This is a genomic window from Kribbella kalugense (assembly GCF_004365875.1).
Classification (GTDB): domain Bacteria; phylum Actinomycetota; class Actinomycetes; order Propionibacteriales; family Kribbellaceae; genus Kribbella; species Kribbella kalugense.
In genome coordinates this window covers 2061031-2081366 of sequence record NZ_SODF01000001.1, presented here as the reverse complement: position 1 = coordinate 2081366, position 20336 = coordinate 2061031, and the positions used below count along the sequence as shown (strand labels likewise).

General features: G+C 68.8%; 17 protein-coding genes. 9 read left to right on the top strand and 8 right to left on the bottom strand.

The features are described from left to right. Positions 1 to 72 precede the first annotated feature (72 nt). Positions 73 to 579 (top strand): MarR family winged helix-turn-helix transcriptional regulator, encoded by a 507-nt coding sequence (locus EV650_RS09795; RefSeq protein ID WP_134117481.1) that lies wholly within the window; start codon positions 73 to 75, stop codon positions 577 to 579. Continuing rightward, entirely contained in the window at positions 579 to 2183 is a 1605-nt protein-coding gene (locus EV650_RS09790) for an MFS transporter (RefSeq protein WP_134117479.1), read from the top strand. The genes EV650_RS09795 and EV650_RS09790 overlap by 1 nt, the downstream gene beginning before the upstream one ends. Positions 2184 to 2190: 7 nt before the next feature. On the opposite strand, the gene EV650_RS09785 is transcribed toward EV650_RS09790, so the two are convergent. Together EV650_RS09785 and EV650_RS09780 are read right to left on the bottom strand one after the other, a co-directional pair. Beyond that, positions 2191 to 3447, bottom strand: coding sequence for an MFS transporter (locus EV650_RS09785; protein ID WP_238174116.1), 1257 nt, complete (start codon positions 3445 to 3447; stop codon positions 2191 to 2193). Between the two features lie 23 nt (positions 3448 to 3470). Beyond that, positions 3471 to 4058 carry an ArsR family transcriptional regulator gene (locus EV650_RS09780; protein WP_134117475.1) on the bottom strand — a complete coding sequence of 196 codons (588 nt, stop codon included), beginning with the start codon at positions 4056 to 4058 and terminating at the stop codon, positions 3471 to 3473. A 75-nt stretch (positions 4059 to 4133) separates the two neighbouring features. On the opposite strand from EV650_RS09780, the gene EV650_RS09775 reads away from it, so the two are divergent. Continuing rightward, complete coding sequence (locus EV650_RS09775) at positions 4134 to 5216, top strand: sigma factor-like helix-turn-helix DNA-binding protein (RefSeq protein WP_166678068.1); 1083 nt, start codon at positions 4134 to 4136, stop codon at positions 5214 to 5216. Here the strand turns inward: EV650_RS09775 and EV650_RS09770 are convergent. The 3 genes from EV650_RS09770 to dacB are packed head-to-tail and all read right to left on the bottom strand — an operon-like array spanning position 5179 to position 8667. Further along, complete coding sequence (locus EV650_RS09770; RefSeq protein ID WP_134117471.1) at positions 5179 to 6111, bottom strand: GNAT family N-acetyltransferase; 933 nt, start codon at positions 6109 to 6111, stop codon at positions 5179 to 5181. The two genes, EV650_RS09775 and EV650_RS09770, sit on opposite strands and share 38 nt — an antisense overlap. Then, positions 6108 to 7061, bottom strand: coding sequence for a GNAT family N-acetyltransferase (locus tag EV650_RS09765; RefSeq protein ID WP_134117469.1), 954 nt, complete (start codon positions 7059 to 7061; stop codon positions 6108 to 6110). The genes EV650_RS09770 and EV650_RS09765 overlap by 4 nt, the downstream gene beginning before the upstream one ends. A 40-nt stretch (positions 7062 to 7101) precedes the next feature. Next, a complete protein-coding gene (gene dacB, locus EV650_RS09760) occupies positions 7102 to 8667 on the bottom strand; it encodes a D-alanyl-D-alanine carboxypeptidase/D-alanyl-D-alanine endopeptidase (RefSeq protein ID WP_134117466.1) in 1566 nt (521 codons plus the stop codon). 147 nt (positions 8668 to 8814) lie between these two features. Here dacB and EV650_RS09755 point away from each other — a divergent pair, with 147 nt between their 5' ends. From EV650_RS09755 to EV650_RS09740, 4 genes are read left to right on the top strand one after another with little or no spacing between them, the layout of a single operon-like run. Continuing rightward, on the top strand, positions 8815 to 10113 hold the full coding sequence (locus EV650_RS09755) for a family 43 glycosylhydrolase (RefSeq protein WP_134117464.1): 1299 nt from the start codon (positions 8815 to 8817) through the stop codon (positions 10111 to 10113). Positions 10114 to 10172: 59 nt separating this feature from the next. After that, a complete protein-coding gene (locus tag EV650_RS09750) occupies positions 10173 to 12278 on the top strand; it encodes an alkaline phosphatase family protein (protein WP_134117462.1) in 2106 nt (701 codons plus the stop codon). A gap of 14 nt (positions 12279 to 12292) precedes the next feature. After that, the gene (locus tag EV650_RS09745; protein ID WP_134117460.1) at positions 12293 to 13057 is read left to right on the top strand and encodes an MBL fold metallo-hydrolase; all 765 of its coding nucleotides are present in this window, start codon (positions 12293 to 12295) and stop codon (positions 13055 to 13057) included. Next, entirely contained in the window at positions 13054 to 13635 is a 582-nt protein-coding gene (locus tag EV650_RS09740; protein WP_134117458.1) for a DedA family protein, read from the top strand. The genes EV650_RS09745 and EV650_RS09740 overlap by 4 nt, the downstream gene beginning before the upstream one ends. Here the strand turns inward: EV650_RS09740 and EV650_RS09735 are convergent. Then, positions 13621 to 14262: a TIGR03085 family metal-binding protein gene (locus EV650_RS09735; RefSeq protein ID WP_134117456.1), complete on the bottom strand. Its 642-nt coding sequence runs from the start codon at positions 14260 to 14262 to the stop codon at positions 13621 to 13623. The two genes, EV650_RS09740 and EV650_RS09735, sit on opposite strands and share 15 nt — an antisense overlap. Before the next feature lie 94 nt (positions 14263 to 14356). Between EV650_RS09735 and EV650_RS09730 the strand changes: the two genes are divergently transcribed. Together EV650_RS09730 and EV650_RS09725 are read left to right on the top strand one after the other, a co-directional pair. Beyond that, positions 14357 to 16177, top strand: a complete 1821-nt coding sequence (locus tag EV650_RS09730; RefSeq protein WP_134117454.1) for an ABC transporter ATP-binding protein — start codon at positions 14357 to 14359, stop codon at positions 16175 to 16177. Further along, the gene (locus EV650_RS09725) at positions 16174 to 17970 is read left to right on the top strand and encodes an ABC transporter ATP-binding protein (protein ID WP_134117452.1); all 1797 of its coding nucleotides are present in this window, start codon (positions 16174 to 16176) and stop codon (positions 17968 to 17970) included. Before EV650_RS09730 ends, EV650_RS09725 begins: the two co-directional genes overlap by 4 nt. A gap of 123 nt (positions 17971 to 18093) precedes the next feature. On the opposite strand, the gene EV650_RS09720 is transcribed toward EV650_RS09725, so the two are convergent. Next, the gene (locus EV650_RS09720; protein WP_134117450.1) at positions 18094 to 18393 is read right to left on the bottom strand and encodes a Fe-S cluster assembly protein HesB; all 300 of its coding nucleotides are present in this window, start codon (positions 18391 to 18393) and stop codon (positions 18094 to 18096) included. 838 nt (positions 18394 to 19231) lie between these two features. Then, on the bottom strand, positions 19232 to 20212 hold the full coding sequence (locus EV650_RS09715) for a hypothetical protein (protein WP_134117448.1): 981 nt from the start codon (positions 20210 to 20212) through the stop codon (positions 19232 to 19234). Positions 20213 to 20336 lie beyond the last annotated feature (124 nt).

Sequence of the window (20336 nt, the reverse complement as noted above, 5' to 3'; positions counted from 1 at the left end):
CCGTAGTCACCGGTTATCCACAGGGTGCGCATATGGTTGTGGAAACCAACTATTTGAGTATATAGTTGGGTTATGCAACTAGCTCAGCAACCCCTCGTCCCGGGGGTAGAGCGGGATGCGGCCGCCCAGGAGCTGCTCGAAGGAGTGAGCTCGCTGGTGCGCGCCGTGCGCTGTATCGAGCATCGGCATCTGACCAGCGAGAGCGGACTGCGGCGTTCCGACGCGAGTGTGCTCAAGGTGCTGATGAAAGACGGCGAGCAACGCGGCGGCGAGATCGCCGCCAAGCTCGGCGTCGACGCGTCGGTGGTGAGCCGGCAGGTGACCGCGCTGGAGGCCGACGGACTGGTGAGCCGTCGACCGGACCCGGCCGATGCCCGGGTCGGGCTGGTCAGCCTCTCGTCCCACGGAAAGGCCCAGCTGGAGGCCGTCTACTCGTCCTACACCCAGCAACTGCGATCCGCCTTGGCGGACCTCGACGACGACGCGATGATCGCGGCCGCAGCCACCATGCAGCGGGTCGCGATCGCCATCGTCGAGGCCAACAAGGTCGTGAGGCGTTCACAACCAACAGGAGACTGATGACTGTCACCGAGACCCGGCAGCAGGCGCCCGCTGCGTCGGAACTCACCCACCGCGAGATCCTCGAGATCCTGATCGGACTGCTCGCCGCGCTGTTCACGGCGATGCTCAGCTCGACGATCGTCAGCAATGCCCTGCCGACGATCATCGCCGACCTCGAAGGCACCCAGACGCAGTACACGTGGGTCCTCACCGCGAGCCTGCTGGCCACCACGGTGTCCACCCCGATCTGGGGCAAGCTCGCTGACCTGGTGAGCAAGAAACTGCTGGTCCAGATCGCGATCTCGGTCTTCGTGATCGGGTCCGCGCTGGCCGGCTTGTCCCGCACCGTGCCGTTCCTGATCGGCGCCCGCGTACTGCAGGGCCTCGCGATGGGCGGCCTGATGGCGCTGGCCCAGGCGATCATCGGCGCGGCCATCCCGCCCCGCAACCGCGGCCGGTACTCCGGCTACATGGGTGCCGTGATGGCGGTCGCGACCGTCAGCGGCCCGCTCATCGGTGGCGTCATCGTCGACACCTCCTGGCTGGGCTGGCGCTGGTGCTTCTACGTCTGCGTCCCGCTGGCTGTGATCAGCCTGGTGATCCTGCAGAAGTACCTGCACCTGCCGACGTTCAAGCGTGAGGTCCGGATCGACTACCTCGGCGCGATCCTGATCAGCGTCGCCGCGAGCCTCCCGCTGCTGTGGGTCAGCTTCGCCGGCACGGACTTCGCCTGGATGTCCTGGCAGTCGGCCTTGTTCGTCGGCGGCACGCTGCTGTTCGGCATCCTCGCCGTGGTGGTCGAGAGCAAGACGCCGGAGCCGCTGGTTCCGCTGAAGGTCGTCAAGCAGCGCACCACCGCGCTGGCGATCATCGCCAGCGTCGCGGTCGGTGTCGCGATGTTCGGCAGCGCGCTGTTCCTCGGCCAGTACTTCCAGATCGCGCGTGGCTACAGCCCGACCGAGGCCGGCCTGCTGACGATCCCGATGATGCTCGGCTCGTTCCTCGGGTCGATCGGATCCGGGCAGATGATCACCCGCTTCGGCAAGTGGAAGCGGTACCTGGTCAGTGGCGCGATCCTGCTGGTGATCGGTCTGGTCCTGCTCGGCACGATCGACCACGCCACGCCGTACTGGTACACCGGTCTCGGCATGCTGCTGATGGGCCTCGGCATGGGTATGACCATGCAGAACCTGGTCCTCGCCGTACAGAACACGGTCGACGTCCGCGAGATCGGCGCGTCGAGTGCCACCGTCTCGTTCTTCCGCAGCCTTGGCGGTGCGGTCGGCGTCGCGGTGCTGGGCGCAGTACTCGCGGCTCGGGTCAAGGACCTGATGATCGCCGGTCTGCTCTCCGGACCCGGTGGCGCCGAGGCGGCCCGGAAGCTGCAGGAGGGCGGTTCCGGTGGTACGAGCCTGCTGGACGTCAACCACCTGCCGCCGCAGCTGGCGACGCTGGTGCGGATGTCGTACGGCGATGCCACCGGACGGATCTTCATGATCGCGGCCGCGTGTGCCCTGGTCAGCCTGGTCGCGGTCTTCTTCATCAAGGAGGTCCCGCTCCGGCAGACCGTCGCCAAGGTCGACGACGTCGAGGACCTGGCGGACCGCGCGGTACACGACTAGGACACGACTAAAGCTCAGGTGGTTCCAACCCGCTCAGTTCGTGGGTGCGGATGATCGGTGAGCCGATCAGCCACAGCACGGACAGCAGGCCGCCGGCGGCGGAGACGAGGAGGGTTTCCCGGACACCGATCCAGGTGCCGAGGAACCCTCCGACGACCGCGCCGAGCGGCCTGACGCCGTAGTTGATGGTGCTGAACGCACCGGCGACCCGGCTCCGCATGTGGTCGTGCGTGACGGCCGCCTGCAGCGAGTTCAGCGGTACGTCGAAACACATCACCGCGAACGTCGCGACGAACATGCCCGCGGACAACGCGACCGCTCGGGCGAAGGTCGATCCCTGGGCAAGCAGAACGAACGCCATCGCGCTGGGGAAGACGACCGCTCCGGCCGCGATCACCCGTCCGGCCCCGAAGATCCGGCTCAGGGGCGCGGCGGAGACCGCGCCGAGAAGGCCGCCGGACGATCCGATTCCGAAGGCCAGACCGATCGTGCCGGCCGAGAGGCCCAACTCGCGGCTGGCGAACAGCACGAGCAGCGCCATCCCGATCATGTGGAAGAAGTTGACCGTGGTCGCGCAGCCGAGGCTGCGGCGTAGATACGGGTGGCGAAGCAGGTAGCGCATCCCGGACCGGGCTCGGGCCAGTAGCGGCTCCGGCGTCTCGTCGGCCTCGCCCGGCGGAACGTCGAGCCGGCTGATCTGGATCGCCGAGAACGCGAACGAGAAGGCATCCACGACGATCGCGACCGGTGCGGTCAGGGCCTGCACGAGTACGCCGCCGACCGCCGGACCGCCCATGAACGAGATCGACCGGGTCGCCGACAGCTTGCCGTTGGCCTCGAGGAACTGGTCCCGCTCGACCATCCGGACGAAGAACGACGCGTACGCGGTCCCGAACACGACTCCGGCCGTACCGGCCAGGATCGCGATCATATAGAGCTGGCCGAGGGTGAGCAGGTCCAGCCAGTACGCCACCGGGATCGTCAGCAGCAGAACCACGCGGGACACGTCGGCGGCGATCATCAGCGGCCGCTTGTCCCGGCGCTGGTCGACCCACGACCCGACGAACAGGCTGGCCAGGCTCGGCAGCCAGACCGCCGCGGTCAGGAACCCGACCTGGCTGGCGGAGGCGTCGAGCAGGGTGACCGCGATCAGCGGCAGCGCGAGCTCGGTGATCCGGTCGCCGAACTCGGACACGGTCTGAGCGGACCAGAAGGTCCGGAACCGGCGATCACGCCACAAGCTGGTGGCGGACAGTGTGCTCACAATCGTTCCCCCAAGGGAAAGCCTCACGTAGTTGCTTCGGGCAAAGAAATGCGCAGGTACCGGACCGGACGGGCGTCGTCCGGGGATTCGCCGGCGTCGCGGCGCTCGACGTACGGCGCCATCAGCTGCTCGATCGCGGATCCGATCGCCTCGGCTTCGGCCGGGGTCAGGACCAGCAGGGTGTTCGCCGAACCGGCCAGCCGGCTCCACTCGGGCTCGAGCTGAGGTTCGGTCTCGACCAGCCAGTGCTGAGCGGCCTCCAGGGCCTGGTTCATCGTCTCGGCCCGGAGCAGCCTGGCCGCTTCGACTCCGTCCGGGGTGTCGGGCATCCGGTACCGGAACCCGCGGGCGACCGCACTCCACCAGCGCTGCCGCCGATCCGACCCGGTCGGCGGGGGACCGTCGACCACCAGCCCGAACGTCGCCAGGTGCCGCAGATGCCAGCTGGTCACCGACGGCGAGGCGCCGACGTGCTCGGACAGTTGGGTGGCCGTGGCCGGGCCGTGGCGCTGCAGGTAGCTGAGCGCCGCGAGCCGGACGGGATGCGCCAACGCGCGCATGGCCTGCGGGTCGGTGATCTCGAAATCGCCGTACGGATTTCTGAGAGACATGTTTCGAGAGTAATCTCTCAGATCTCTCGGAGGCAACCTCTGTCGCTCAAGTTGGTACGGCGGGACACTGGCGACGTGCGGGACGCCAGTGATGCAACTGCTGCGGACCTGGAGGCCTTCTACTGGCGGACCTGGCCGCGGCTGATCGGCGTACTGGTGTCGATCGGGGGATCGCGGGCGGATGCCGAGGCGGTCAGCCAGGACGCGTACGTGAAGCTGCTCGGCCGGTGGGACGCGATCCGCCGGTACGACGATCCGGAGTCCTGGGTACGCGGGCTAGCTGTGCGCACGATGATCGGCCGGCTGAACCGGCGACAGGTGGTGGCCCGGGCGTTGGTCAGGCTCGGAGGCGACCCGGATCGCGGTCAGGCGGCGGGCGCGCTGGCCCGGATCACGCCGGAGCAGCGGGCGGTCGTCGTACTGCATGACGTGATGGAGCTGCCGGTCGAGCAGGTCGCCGTCGAGCTGCAGCTCGCGGACGGTGCGGTGAGGTCCCGCCTGGCCCGGGCGCGGCGGGCACTCGGGCCAGGGCTCGAGCTGACCGAGTACGTCGATGCGCGGACGCCGGAGGAGGCGCCTCCGCTCGAGGACGTCGAACGAGGCGTCCAGGAGCGGCGCCGGCGGAGGTACGTCGTACCAGCGGCCGTTGCGGCGATCCTGCTCGTGGGCGGCGTCGCCGGCGCTCTCGTTCACTCGAAGGCCGCTACCGAGCCGACGATCGGCCTCGAGATGCCGCAGTACATCGTCGACGGGCCGGCGCCACAGCACTACAAGATCGGTACGACGACGATCCTGCTGCGCGGCGAGATCGCCGTGACATCGGCGAGCGTGGATCCGGAGCACCTGTCGGTGCTGTCCGTCGGGGTCGAACCCGACGAGGTCGCGATCGAGCCGTGCCTGCCGAACACGGTCGTCCGGATCCTGGCCCAGGACGCGTACTCGGTCCGGATCGCGGCGTACCGGTACGGCCTCGGCCCGGATCAGAACGAAGGTCACCAATGTACGAATCCGGGGCCTGCGCCGACCGCTCTCCGGGTCGATCTGCAGTTCGTGCTCGGGAGCCGCACGGTGTACGCCGGCAGCACCGGCGAGCGTGTCGTACTGAGGCCTCGCGGCTGCCTCAGACCGGCTGGATCGTTCGCCGCCAGATGTCGCTGATCACTTCCGGGCGCATGCCGACTCCGGTGTAGAGCGCGACGGCGGGGGTCGGGTTGCCGGTGTCGACGTGCAGGATCGTGCCGGACCGTCCGGCGGCCGCGTCGACCGCGAACGCCTTGTGCAGAAGGAACTTCGCCAGGCCGCGACCACGGGCGGACGGCACGACGGCCAGCCGCCCGACGTACCCGCAGTTGTCGGTGCTGACGAAGTTGTCGTTGCACTCGGTCATCCCGACGGCCTGCCCGTCCAGCTCGACGATCGTCACCTGCGACCAGTCGAACGTCGACCGGCTCTCCCGCGACGCAACCCACACGTCGAACGGCCGCGGCAGCGTCCCGGGCTGCTCGGCGAACGCTTCCATCAGTACGGCGTGCGCCGCCCGCCGACTCGCCTCGTCCGGTGCTCCCCGCCGTACTACGACATCGTCCGGCACCGCGGGCGACACGACCGGTCCGTCGAAGTTGATCCGCATCCGCTGGACGGACGTCCCGATCGCGAACCCCCGCGCAGCAAGCACCTCAGGCAACAACCGGTCCTGACGGATCACACCCACCTTCAGCACAACCTCACGCACCCCGCCGGCTCGGCGTTCCGCCTGGTCCAGGAGCCAGTTCAGGATCGTCGGGCTCTCGCTCAGGATGTCGATGTTGACCTCTGCGCCGTCGGACATCGACACCGCGGTCGCCGAGCCCGCGAATGCGCCCTCCGCGTCGAGCACTACCCAGCCGTCGGTTGCGAGGTTGATGCCGGGGTCCCGTAGGTAGTTGGCCACATCCTCCGGGCTGTGTTTCGCAAACCCAAGCAGTGCGGAGGTGTACGCCGCGGACCGCTCGGCGATCAGCCCCGTGTCGTCCAACACCATCGGCCGAAACGTGTAGCCGGCGGGCAGACTCATGCGGCCGTTACCTCGCGTCGCCAGACCTCCATCACGAGCACTGCCTGCATCCCCACCGACAAGTACACGCCGAGCGCCGGCGTCGGGTTGTTCGTGTCGACGTGCAGGATCGTGCCGGTCCGCCCAGCCGCCGCGTCCAGCGCGAACTGGTCCCGCAGCAGGAACTTCGCCAGCCCCTTCCCGCGAGCCTTCTCGAGCACCCCGAGCCGGCCGATGTACCCGCAGTTCTCGTCCTCCACGAACTGGTTCGTGGTCGACCGCATCGCCACGACCTCGCCATCCAGCTCGAGCAACGTCAGCTGCGACCAGTCGAACGCCGAGAAGTTCTCCTGCGACGCCCGCCACTCCTCGAACGACCGCGGCGTGAACCCGAACTGCCCGTCAAAACTGCCATTCAGTACGGCGTGCCCTGCCCGCTGACCGGCCTCGTCCGGAGCACCACGCCGTACCGTGATCCCATCCGGAACCGATGGCGCCGCGACCGGTCCGTCGTGGTCGATCCGCATCCGGTGGAACGTCGTACCCGGCGCGAATCCGTAGCCAGCAAAGCGATCCCGGCGCGCGGTGTCGGCCTGGTAGACGACCCCGTCGAGCTGCACCGACGCGTGCCCGTACTCCCGGGCAAACTCTGCTGCCCGATCGACAACCCGATCGAGCAACCACCGCTCGACGACCGGATCGGCGGTCACGTTGTCCAGGTCCAACGACCGGTGGTCACCCTTGCCGAACACCGCGCCGTACCCGATCAGCCGGTCGCCGTCGAACACGAGCCAGCCGTCGGTCTCCGGTTCGAACCCGGGCTCGGTGAGCTCGTCCTCCGCGTCCTCCAGCGTGAAGTCGGCGTACCCGATCACCGAGGTGTTGTAGTCGGACACGAGCTCGAGGAACGCCTGCGCGTCCTCCTTCGACGGCGGACGGACGGTGTACGACGATGGCAGTACGGCGGTCATGCACTCATGGTGATGAACGACCGCCGTACTGTCGAACCGATTAGCAGGCCTTGGCCAGTTCCAGGTCACAGGTCGGCTGAGCGGACTTCAGCATCGGGACGGCGGCAGGCGGTGCCTGGTCGGACCAGGAGGCGAGCGTGACGCCGACCGCGTCCTCGATCGGGACCGGGCTGGTCAGGTAGTTGTTGCTGATCATCGAGAACACCAGCTTGCGGCCGTCCTTGTTCGTCACGTAGCCGGACAACGCCGTGACACCGGTCAGCGAGCCCGTCTTGCCGTGCAGGTTGTTCGCGGCGGGCGTGTTCCGCATCCGGTTGCGCAGCGTGCCGCCGGTGAACCGATCCGGGTTGCCCGCGATCGGCAGAGCGTCGTACCACTGCTTCCACCAGGTCTCCTTCTGGGCACCGATCAGTACGTCGGTCACCGCGTCGGCGGTCACGTTGACCTTGCGGGACAGGCCGGAGCCGTCGGAAAGCCGGATCCGGCTGGTGTCGACGCCGAGGCTCTTCGCGTAGTTGGTCACCACGTCCAGTCCGGCCGGCCAGCTGCCGTCGGCCTCGGCGACCGCGCCCATCGTCTTGACCAGGGTCTCGGCGTGCATGTTGTTCGAGAGCTTGAGGAACGGCGTGAGCAGTTCGCCGACCGTCATCGACTCGTCCATCGCCAGCCGGGTCGCGCCGGTCGGGGTGCCCGCGTTCTTGATGTGGCCGCTGACCGAGATGCCCTGCGCGGTGAGCGCTCGCCGGAATACGTCGGCGGCGTACAGCTCGGGCTCCCAGACGGTGATCCAGTCCTGCTCGACCGAGGATCCGAGTGGCATCGAGCCGCTGACCCGGACGACGTTCGTGCCGTGGTCGCGGTCGACGTTGACCGTGTTCGACGTACCCACGGCGCCGGTCGTCGCGGTGTTGATCACCTTGAGTACGCCGTTCGCCGGGACCGTGTTCAGCTTCAGCGGAGCCCCGGCCTTGGCGCCGGGCAGGCTTTCGATGATCGCCGTACCGGAGTCGTAGTCGGTGTTCGGGGCGAGCGTGAGCGCGGAGATCTGGGCGCTGTAGTAGAACGGCTCGTCGTCCCAGGACCAGGTGTCGCCGAGGCGGACGTGGTCGAAGTACGTGTCGTCGGCGATCAGGTTGCCGTCAACCCGTCGGACCCCGGCCGCCTTGAGCTGCTTGGCCAGGCCGACGTAGTCGGACTCCAGTGCGGTCGGGTCGCCGTACCCCTTCAGGTAGAGGTCACCGCGCAGCTTCCCACCGCGGACGGGTGCGGTGGCGAGTACGTCGGTGTGGAAGCGGTACGACGGGCCGAGTACGTGCATCGCGGCCGTCGAGGTGAACAGCTTGGTGTTCGACGCGGGCAGCAGCCGCTCGCCGCCGTTCCGGTCGTACAGCGTCTCGCCGGTGGTCGCGTCGCGGACCACGAGCCCGACCTGCGACCCGTCGTACCGGCTGTCGTTCAGCAGCCCGTCGAGCCGCTGCTGCAGCGCCGTCTCTTGTACTGCGGTCGGCGCTCCGGCCGTCTGAGCCGACACTCCGCCGACCACGGCTGCGGCCGCTGCCACGGCGGCGACCAACCCGCGTCCCGACACTCTCGGTAAATACTTCACGAGACACTCCCTCAAACCAGGCGGAAAACAACTAGCCGGAGTCTCCACCTCCGGAAGCCCAAGGTCCAGGGATTGGGGTCTCGCCTTCCAGGTGAATCGATGTAAAGGTTTGTCCTACAGGTATCCGCCCCCACCTGAGGAGTCTCCATGAGACGACTTCTAGTTGCTGCCCTGGCAGTGCTCAGCCTGTCCGCCTTCCTGTGCCCGCCGGTGCATGCCGCGACAACATCGGCCGTCTTCCCGAGCGAGATCATCGGTGAGGACTTCCCCGATCCGGACGTCTTCCAGCAGAACGGCACCTGGTACGCCTACTCGACCAACAACGGCCGCGGCACCGTCCCGGTCGCGACCGCACCGAGCGCGAACGGACCGTGGACCATCCGCGGCGACGCGATGCCCGGCGGCCCCTCCGCCGACTGGGCTCAGCCTGGCCGCACCTGGGCGCCGGACGTCTACCCGAACTCCGACGGCACCTACACGCTCACGTACGTCGCCTGGCACAAGGCCTCCGGCCGCCAATGCATCGGCGTCGCGACCGCGTCCTCGCCGCTCGGCCCGTTCCAGCCGGTTGGTACGGCGCCGTTGATCTGCCCGCTCGACCTCGGCGGCGCGATCGACCCCAACACGTTTGTGGCGAACGACGGCACCCGCTACCTGGTCTGGAAGAACGACGGCAACGCGATCAGCCAGCCGTCCACGCTCTGGCTGACCCGGACGGCGAACAACGGTCAGACCCTGGTCGGCGGCAACACCGCGATGCTCACCTCGAGCGGCGTTATCGAGGCGCCGGACCTGGTCCAGCGGGGGAGTCAGTACGTCCTGTTCTTCTCCGGCGGCGGGTACACCGACTGCAACTACCTCACGTCGTACGCGACCTCGACCAGTCTGAGTGGCCCGTGGACAACGGCATACCGGCCGTTGATGACGACGGCGACCTTCGACAACGCGGTCTGTGGGCCGGGTGGTGCTGACGTCGTCGGCGACAAGATCTTCCTGCACGGGTGGGTCGGCAGCCAGCGGCATCTGTACGTCGCGGACATCGGGTGGGCCAACGACTATCCGGTGGTCCGCGGGAGCCGGGTCCGGTACGAGGCGGAGCGTGGCACGCTGAACGACTGCAGCGTCCGGCCCAACGCCGCCGGCGCGTCGGACGGCAAGGTGGTCGCGTACATCGACTACGCCGACTCGTGGGTGGAGAACACCGTCTTCGCGCCGGTCTCCGGCAGCTACACCCTGCACGTCGGGTACGCCAACGGATCGGCTTCCACCGCCAGCCACGGTCTGGTTGTCAACGGCAACAACGCGGGCTCGGTGAGCTACCCGGTCACCGGCTGGGACAACTGGCACGAGAGCTCGGTGTCCGTGACGCTGAACGCCGGCTGGAACACGATCCGGCTGACGAAGGGTGACCAGTACACGGAAGTCGACTACCTCGAGGTGCAGTAAAAGCGTCTGCCCGACCCCGTACTCTCGTACTGGCAGAGAGCACGACGGGGAAGCAGGCAATGGCGAAACCACCAGAGCAGGTGTACGACGATCGACGGCGGCGGCCGGTGTGGCTGGATCTCCGCCGTACCGGCCGCGGCCTGCAGGCGATGCTGTACGGCGGTCTCGCCTCACTGATCTCGCTGGTGATCACGTTCTGGACGCTGCCGCAGATCAGCAGTGACGGCCGGCTGCCGATCTTCCGGCTGGTCGTCCTGCTGGCGGTGTTCTCGGTGCTGATGCGCTGGGTGCTGGCCGGGGTCGCGATCCTGATCGGCTCGCTCGGCGTCCTGATCGGCGGGCTGCTGTCACAGTTCGGAGTCGTCTACCTGGCCATCACCGTCGACCCCGGTGTGGACCTGCACGGCGGCGTCGAGGCGCCGCTGCTGGTCTCGATCGTGATGGCGTCGGTGAGCGCCTTCGTCGGCTGGGTCGCGTACGCCGGCAGTGACGACGCGTACGTCGCCGAGGTGATGCGGGTCGTGCACCGGCGGGCCCGGCGGATCCAGCCCGCGCCGAAGACCGGACTGCTGATCATCCAGATCGACGGCCTGTCCGCGCCGTTGCTGAACTGGATGGTCCTGGCCGGCAACCTGCCGAACCTCGGCGGCTGGATCCGGGACGGCAGCCACTCGATGCTGGCCTGGCACACCGGCGTACCGGCGACCACGCCCGCGAGCCAGGCCGGGATCCTGCACGGCGGCTCGAAGCACATCCCGGCGTTCCGGTGGTACGAGAAGGAGACCGGCCGGGTGATGGTCACCAACCGGGCCCGGGACGCGGCGGAGATCGAGGCCCGGATGTCCACCGGGCGGGGTCTGCTCGCGGACGGCGGCGTCAGCATCAGCAACAACTGGTCCGGCGACGCGGACAGGTGCGAGCTGGTCTTCAGCCGGGCGGCCCTGCCGAACAGTCGCAGCCGGGGCTACGTCCGGTTCTTCTCCAGTCCGCAGGGGGCCGCGCGCGGCCTGATCCTGTGCGTCGCGGAGATGATCAAGGAGCTGCACCAGGCCCGTCGTCAGCGCGTCCGGCACCTGGTCCCGCGGGTGAAGCGGGGCGGCGGCTACATCTTCCTGCGCGCGATCACCAACGTCCTGCTCCGCGACCTGAACGTCTCGCTGATCACCGACGAGCTGGTCAAGGGCACTCCGGTGATCTACTGCGACTTCGTCGACTACGACGAGGTCGCGCACCACGCCGGCCCGACCCGGCCCGAGTCGCTGCAGACCCTGGAGGGCCTGGACCGTGTGCTCGGTGCGCTGCAGCGGATCATCGACATCCTCCCGCACTCGTACGAGATCGTCGTCCTGTCCGACCACGGTCAGAGCCAGGGTTCGACCTTCGAGCAGCGGTACGGCCGGACCCTCGCCGAGGTGGTCGACGACCTGGTCGACACCACCAAGGAGCCGGTCACGGCGGTCGGTAAGTCCGAGGGCTGGGGTCCGGTGAACGCGTTCCTGACCGAGCTGTCGATGCGCCGCAGCGTGGCCGGATCGGTCACCCGGAAGGCGCTGCACGTGAAGGCCGGCGAGGTCGAGCTCGGCCCGAAGGACTGCGAGCCGCCGATCGCCGCCGACGAGCAGATGATCGTCACCGCGTCCGGCAACCTCGCGCTGATCTACCTCGCCACCACCCCCGGCCGGGTGCCGCTGGAGGAGATCGAACTGCTGCACCCCAAGCTCATCCCCGGACTCGCGACGCACCCCGGGATCGGGTTCGTGGTGGTCGACTCACTCGCCGAAGGCCCGGTCGCGATCGGGCGGGCCGGAGTCCACGTCCTGCGGTCCGGCCGGGTCGAGGGGGAGGACCCGCTGGCGGCGTACGGCGAGCTGGCGGCGGCAGCGCTGCTTCGGCAGGCCGAGATGCCGCACAACGGGGACCTGGTCGTGGTCAGCCGGCTGGACGACTACACCCACGAGGTGGCGGCGTTCGAGGAACTGGTCGGCTGTCACGGTGGCATCGGCGGCTGGCAGACCGACGCGGTCCTGGTACACCCGAGCCGCTGGGTGCTGGACGAGCCTCCCGTAGGCTCCGACGCGGTCCACGAGGTGCTGATCGACTGGCTGGAGAAGCTGGGGCATCGCAAGGACCTGAACGAACCGGTCGAGTCGAAGGTTGAGGCCTGAAGCGTGCGAATCACATGCAACTGACGTGGTGGGGGCACGCCACCACCACCATCGAGGCGAACGGCACGCGGCTCCTGACCGACCCGGTGCTGACGTCGCGGATCGCGCACCTGCGCCGGCGGCGTGGTCCGGCCCCGCTGCCCGAGGCGGGCGACTGCGACGCGGTCCTGGTGTCGCATCTGCATGCCGACCACCTGCATCTCACCTCGCTGGCGCTGGTCTCGCCGGACGCCGCGCTGGTGGTCCCGCGTGGCGCCGCGAAGCTGATCCACGCCGACAGCGGGCCGGCGTACTCGGACCGTTGCATCGAGGTTGCTCCGGGCAATCAAATCCAGATCGGCTCGGTCGAGATCACCGCCGTCACGGCCCATCACGACGGGCGGCGGCTGCCCTGGTCGTCGTACTCCGCGCAGGCGCTGGGGTACCGGATCGACAGCTCGCCGAGTGTCTGGTTCGCGGGCGACACCGATTTGTACGACGGGATGGCCGCGGAGGCCGGTCAGGTCGATCTGGCGCTGGTGCCTGTTGGCGGATGGGGGCCGTCGCTCGGGCCGGGGCATCTGGATCCGATCCGGGCGGCCGAGGCGGTTCGGCGAGTCGGCGCGGCGACGGCGGTGCCGGTACATTTCGGGACGTTCTGGCCGATCGGCCTCGACTGGGTCAAACCGGAGCTGTTCCTGCCGCCGGGGGAGAGGTTCCGAGCCGCGATGGCCGAGGTGGACCCTGCGGTAAAGGTGGAGCTCTTGGTGCCGGGCGAATCGGTTGAGGTGTCGGCATGAGCGGTGACGCCAAGTTCGACCTTTGGTATCTGTTCGCGCTGGCCGGTGCCGTCTTGATCGGGGCCGTGCTTCCGGTGCTGCCGACGGGCGCTGCGGTGTCGGCAGGCGCCGTACTGGCGTCGCACAGCAATCCGATCGGGCTGATCGGAGTGCTGATCGCGGGCGCGGCCGGAGCGTACGTCGGCGACCTGATCGTGTACGCCGGCTGCCGGTTCGGCGGCGAGCGGTTGGCGAAACGGATCGGGTGGCTGCGGGACAACGCGTCGCTGGACGCACTCCGGATCCGATTGGCCGAGCACGAGATCAGCGTGCTGCTGACCTCACGACTCATCCCGGGTGGTCGCGTGCCGGTGCTGCTCGCGGCCGGGCTGGCCGGCTATCCGTGGCGGCGGTTCGCGCTGGTCGACCTGATCGCTTCGTCGCTGTGGGCCGCGGTCTACATGGCGATCGGACTGCTCGGCTACGCGCTCTTCGACGAGCCGTGGCAGGGCGTGCTGGCAGCGATCGTGCTGGTCATCCTCACCACGCTGGTCAGCACCCTGATCCAGCGCGCCCGGCGTAAATCACACCCCAAATGAGGCGTTGCGGAGTCGCTCGATCGGCTCCGCGTCGCCGTCCAGCTTGACGTCGGCCACCTGCTGGCGCCCGGAACAGAACAGCACCACCTCACCCGGCGCACCGGTCACCGTGACCGACCCCAGCTCGGTGGGACGCTTCGCGACAACCGACGTACCGTCCGGCTGTGCGAGCACCACACCACTCGCGGCCTTCCGCAGCATCGACCGCGCGCCGAGCCGGAGCCCCTTCCACAGGCCCTCCTGCTGGTCGGCCGGCAGGGTGCGGATCTCGTACGTCGGCTGCGCCCGGCGGACGTCCTCGTGGTGGATGAAGTACTCGCTCGTGTTCAGCTGGTGACCGAGCTTCGGCAGCGCGAAGATCGAGATCGGCGGCGGCCCGTGCCGGAACTTGTCGACCACCTCGGTGAAGCTGTACCGCTCCTTGGCCCGCCTCATCCGGCGCGCGGTGGTCTCGGCCAGCGCCGGGATCACGAGCCCCGGGCCGACCATCGGATCGGCTTCCCGGATGTACAGATGGACCGCGAGGTCGTAGGTGTCCCAGCCCTCACACAGCGTGGGCTGATCAGGCCCCAACTGGTCGAGCAGGTCACTGAGCGCAAGTCGTTCTACCCGGCTGTAGTCGGTCACATACTCGATCGTAGTTGTCGGGTGTGAATGGCAGAATGTCAATCGTTGTCATGCCTGTGTCCCACGTTTGCACCTGATTGCCCTGGAGTGTGTCTTGCCTGTCCCGAAAGTCCCCGACAAGGGCAGCGTCACCCGGAGGGGGCTCGGGGTGCTGCGGGTCGCGATCTGGGAGGAGCCGGGCATCTTCGCGTTCTCCGTGCTCGCCAGCATGCTGTACGGCGCGATGACGGTGGCCGGTGGCTGGGCGCTCGGCTGGTCGACGGATCACCTGATCCGGCCCGCGTTCGAGCGCGGTGCGACGACGACCGGCGCGATCGTCACGCTGATCTCGCTGTTCATGGGGATCGCGATCCTGAACGCGATCGGCGTGGTCGGGCGACGGCTCGGGGCCGGCGTGATGCAGTTCCGGCTGCAGGCGACCTACCGGCGGCGGGTGACCCGGCAGTATCTGAAGCTTCCGCTCGAGTGGCACCACCAGCACTCGACCGGCATGTTGCTGTCGAACGCCAACGCCGACGTGGAGTCGACCTGGTTCGTGATCGCGCCGCTGCCGATGGCGATCGGCGTCATCGCGATGCTGGTGTTCGCGACCATCGCGATGTTCGCGGCCGACGTCTGGCTTGCCCTCGTAGGCTGCCTGGTGTTCCCGCTGGTCTTCGTCGCGAACGTGATCTTCCAGCGCTACCTGCAGCCGCTCGCGACCCGGGCGCAGCAGCTCCGGGCCGACGTCTCCGAGGTCGCGCACGAGTCGTTCGACGGCGCGCTCGTGGTGAAGACGCTGGGTCGAGAGGCGGCCGAGACCGAGCGGTTCCGCACCCCGACGTACGCGCTCCGGGACGCGAACATCGCGGTGAACAAGGCCCGCGGCATGTTCGACCCGGTCATCGACGGACTGCCGCGGCTCGGGGTGCTCGCCGTACTGCTGGTCGGCGTTGGGCGGGTGCGGTCCGGCGGTGCGGATGCGGGTGACGTGATCCAGGTGGCGTTCCTGTTCACGCTGATCGGGTTCCCGATCCGGGCGCTCGGGTGGGTGCTCGGTGAGCTGCCGCGGTCGATCGTCGGCTGGGACCGGGTGCAGCGGGTGCTGACGGCCGAGGGCGGGATCGAGTACGGCGAGGCGCGGCTGACCTCGACGAAGGCGGCCCGGCTGCAGGTGGCCGGTGTGCGATTCGGGTACCTGCCGGAGCGCGACGTACTCGCCGGAATGGACTTCACCGTCGAGCCCGGCCGGACGGTCGCGGTCGTCGGGCCGACCGGCGCCGGCAAGTCCACAATGACCACGCTGCTCACTCGGCTGGTCGACCCGGAGCAGGGCGCGGTCAAGATCGACGGGATCGACCTGCGGGACCTGGCGCGGGACGAGCTGGCCGGCTCGGTCGCGCTGGTGGCGCAGACCGCGTTCCTGTTCGACGACACGATCCGCGGCAACATCACGCTCGGCGGGGACTACAGCGACGACGACGTGTGGGACGCGTTGCGGATCGCGCAGGGCGATGGGTTCGTGAAGGCGATGCCGGACGGGCTCGACACGAAGGTCGGCGAGCGCGGTACGACGCTATCCGGCGGGCAGCGGCAGCGGATCGCGCTGGCGCGGGCCTTGGTACGACGGCCGCGGCTGCTGATCCTGGACGACGCGACCAGCGCGGTCGACCCGCAGGTCGAGGCGCGCATCCTGGCCGGACTGCGGTCCGCGGTTCAGGACGATGCGGGGGCGGCGACGACTGTGCTGGTGATCGCGTATCGGAAGGCGACGATCTCGCTGGCCGACGAGGTGCTGTTCCTGGACGACGGCCGGATCCTTGCCCACGGCACCCATACCGAGTTGCAGGCTTCGACGGCCGCCTACCGGGATCTGGTCGACGCCTACGAGAAGGATGCCGAGCGCCGTGAGGAAGAACTGGAGGCGTCCGCATGAGCGCGGCTGAAGCGAGCCGGTTGGACCATGGCGACAATGCGGGCGGACTGCAGACCCTCAAGGAAGGTCTGAAGGTCTCGCCGGAGTTGGCCCGTGGGTGGTGGCTGACCGGGATCCTGGCGTTGACGATGACGGGCGGGCGGATCGTCGTACCGATCGCCGTCCAGCAGACGATCGACAAGGGGCTGTCCGGGGCGGGCGGTCCGGACATGTCGTACGTCGCGTGGATGTGTCTCATCTGCGCGATCGGCGTGATCCTCACCGCCGGTGCGTCGTACCTGACGACTGTGCGGCTGGCGGTCAACTCCGAGTCGGGTCTCGCGACGATGCGGATCAAGGCGTTCCGGCACGTGCACGACCTGCCGGTGCTGACGCAGAGCACCGAGCGGCGCGGCGCGCTGGTCAGCCGGGTCACGTCGGACGTGGACACGGTGTCGCAGTTCCTGCAGTTCGGCGGGTTCATCTTCCTGGTCAGCATCGGGCAGATGGTGCTCGCGACCGTGGTGATGTTCTTCTACTCGTGGCAGCTCGCGCTGGTCGTGCTGCTCTGCTTCATCCCGTTGTTCGCCAGCCTGAAGTACCTGCAGCGCGCGATGTCGGCGGCGTACGGCACGGTCCGGGCGAAGGTCGGCGAGATGCTGTCGGCGATCTCGGAGCCAGTGGTCGGCGCGCAGGTGGTCCGCTCGTACGCGATCGAGAAGCGCACGCAGGACCGGATCGACGCTTCGATCGAGGACTACCGGCGTACCGCCACGAAGGCGCAGGCGATCACCGGGCTGACGTTCTCGATCGGTGGTCTCGCCGCCGGTCTCGCGAACGCGGGCGTGCTGACGGTCGGGCTGCTGCTGGGCGTCGACGGGCACGCGACGCTGGGGGAGCTGCTCGCGTTCATGTTCCTGGTCTCGCTGTTCTCGGACCCGGTGCAGATCGCCACGCAGGTGCTGACCGACGCGCAGAGCGCCTTCGCCGGCTGGCGGCGGGTGCTCGGCGTGATCGCGACGCCGGCGGATGTGGTCGACCCGGGTGAGGCCGGCGTGAAGCAGGCGCGTGGACCGATCACGGTCGAGTTCGACGACGTCGATTTCGCTTATCCGGAAGGCGATCTGGTACTGCGCGATGTCGACGTACAGCTCTCGCCGCACCGGCGGGTCGCGGTCGTCGGCGAGACCGGATCCGGGAAGACGACGTTCGCGAAGCTGTTGACCCGGTTGATGGATCCGACGTCCGGGGCGGTGAAGCTGGACGGGGTCGACGCTCGCGAGATCTCCTTCGAGTCGCTGCGGGAGCGGGTCGTGATGGTGCCGCAGGACGGGTACCTGTTTGACGCGTCACTGGCCGAGAACGTGCGCTTCGGCCGCCCTGAGGTGACGGACGCTGAGCTGGTGACGGCGTTCGAGTCGCTCGGGCTGACGGACTGGCTGGAGTCGTTGCCGGACGGGCTCAATTCACCGGTCGGACAACGCGGCGAGTCGCTGTCAGCGGGGGAGCGGCAGTTGGTCGCGCTGGTCCGCGCGAACATCGCGGACCCCGACCTGCTCGTCCTCGACGAGGCCACGTCCGCTGTGGACCCGGGGACCGAAGTACGGGTCAACGCGGCACTCGAACGGCTGATGGCGGGGCGTACTTCGGTGACGATCGCCCACCGCCTGTCGACGGCCGAAGCTGCCGACGAAGTACTGGTGTTCGACGACGGAGAGATCGTCGAACGCGGCCCGCACGCCGAGCTGGTCGGTGCCGGCGGGGTCTACAGCCGGCTGCACGACAGCTGGATCGCTCAGCGAAGCGAGCTCTAACCGGACAGCGCGTACCGAAGAACGGGTCGTCCTCCCTGCCCTGGGCAATGGTCGCGCTCAGAGCTGGGTCGGAACCGGTACTACTACCCGTTCTTCGGTACGCGGCTATCTGTCGTTCTGTCGTTACGGGGTCGGTGCGCCGGGCTGCGGCACGAGCAGGAACTCGACACCGCCCTTGTCGTCGACCGCCGCATCCAGGATCTTGTCGTCGAGAGCGCTCGCAGCGTTGTGCTCGAGGAAGACCCGCGCACCAGCCTCCTCGACCACCTGATCGCCCGGTTGCGGCGCCTCCGTCGTGGTCACCGCCAGCGCCGGATCCGCCGGGTTGTCCTGCGAGATCCGCACCCCGGCCCCCTCCGGCGCGCCCTCGACCCCAGTGATGCTTTTGATCACCAGCGTCGCGTTCTCAGTCAGGGTCAGCACAGCCCACTCCATCCGTCGGTTAACACTTGAGCCCACCCCGTGCCCCCCACCCCATTCCCCAAACCCCACCCCCTCCAACCCCCGCCGCCACCCCCCAAACCCCAGCCCCGCCATACCGCAGCCCCCCCGCCACCCCACCCAACAACAACCCCAGCCACCACCCCGCCGCCTAACCCCACGGCCCCCAGACCCAACCCAGCCCAACCCCGGCAGCCATTCCGCGCCGTCACCCCACCCAACCCCGGCAGTCACGCCGCGCCGCCGCCCGCACGACCCGGCTCTCCCGCGGCGCTACTCCGGCCGAACCCCGGTCCGTGGCCGCCACCCCGCCGTACCGCAGCCTCGCGGTCGCGGGACGGCGACTTTGTGCATCCATGCCGTACGGATTCGCCCGAGGGGCACGGCAGTCGTGCACAAAGTGCCCACGAAAGGGCGGGAGGTGGCCGCCACCCGCCACCACCCGGCTCTCCCGCGGCGCCACTCCGGCCGAACCCCGGTTCGCGGCCACCACCCCGCCGTACCGCAGCCTCGCCATCGCGGGACGGCGACTTTGTGCATCCATGCCGTACGGATTCGCCCGACGGGCACGGCAGTCGTGCACAAAGTGCCCACGAGACGGCGGGTCGGGCCTCGGTGTTTGGGGCGTGGTTCGGGGGCTGGCTGGGGCGGGGTGGCGGGGTTGGCCCCCGCGAGGCCGCGGCCGCGTTAGGCGGCGCTGCGGGGTGGCGGCCAGGGCTGGGTCGGGTGGGGTTGGCCTCGCGCGGGCGTGGCCGGGTTTGGCGGTGCTGCCGGGTGGCGGCGGGGGCTGGCTGGGTTGGGCGTGGGGCCGGGGGGCCGGTTAGGGGGCGGGGCGCCAGGTGGGGGTGGGGTCGGTGCGGTGGGATGCGCGGGCGAAGGCGGTCTCGAAGCGGTGGATCAGGTTGGCGGGGCGGCGTACGGCGTCTTCCCAGCCGAAGTGGACGAGTTCGAGTCCCAGGTCCGCGAGGCGTTGGTCGCGCTCGAAGGACCGGCGGAGCAATCGACGACGTTCGCTCGCCGTGGCGGCTTCGAACTTCTCCAGTCCGTCGGCCTCGCCGACCGTACGGAACTGTGGCCACCAGAAGTCGACCCGTTCTGTCAGCCATCGGGTGCCGTTCCAGAACTGGACCTGCAGGATCGGCGTCTGCAATCCGCTCTCCACGAAAACCACACGCGCATAGGACTCGAGAGCCGATTCCGAACGTGGGTCCGACAGAGCAACAGCCGTCCGGGCGTTCCGTATCCCTGGCCAGCGGCGTTGGCGCGCCAGTACTGCCTCGAGGTCGGCGCGGCACACGCCTCGGCTCAGCACGTGATCGACTGTCGTGACGGCTTCGCGGACGGGGAGTTCTCGCGCGATGTCTACCGTGGTCCGCGCGTCGGTTGTGAGCCAGATTCCATCGCGCAGTTGGAGGTCCGCTTCGATGAGGCCGGCTCGGCGCAGTACGACGTCTGTACGTTTCAGGTTGCGGCGTGGACCGGGCTCGCAGGTCAACCAAACGGCGTCTGGCGACGGTCGACTGTCCTGGTTCGTCCAGACCCGGAGCCCGGCTACCTCGGCGGCGGTGAAATGACTGACCACTGACTTCGGATGTGCTGCCTGAGCGCAGGCGATGACCGCGATGCGAGGGTCGGTTCTCCCATTGACGTACCGCGCGTGCGCGTACCGAAGGTGACCGTTCCGCAAGAGCCGCTCGATCTCGTACTTCTGCAAGCCGAGCCCCAGCAACTCGCCCTGCCGCATCGGCCGCGTCGCCCGCCGAACCAACTCCTCCCGCACCCCCACCTCCAACCTCTCCACCCTCCAAATCCTCCCGGAACTACCCCCTTCCCCGCTGGCCCCCTGTGGATAACGCCACCTTGTGCACCGCTGCCGTACGGCGGCGCGCAAAACGTACGCCCTGGGTGCACAAAGTCAGCTTGGC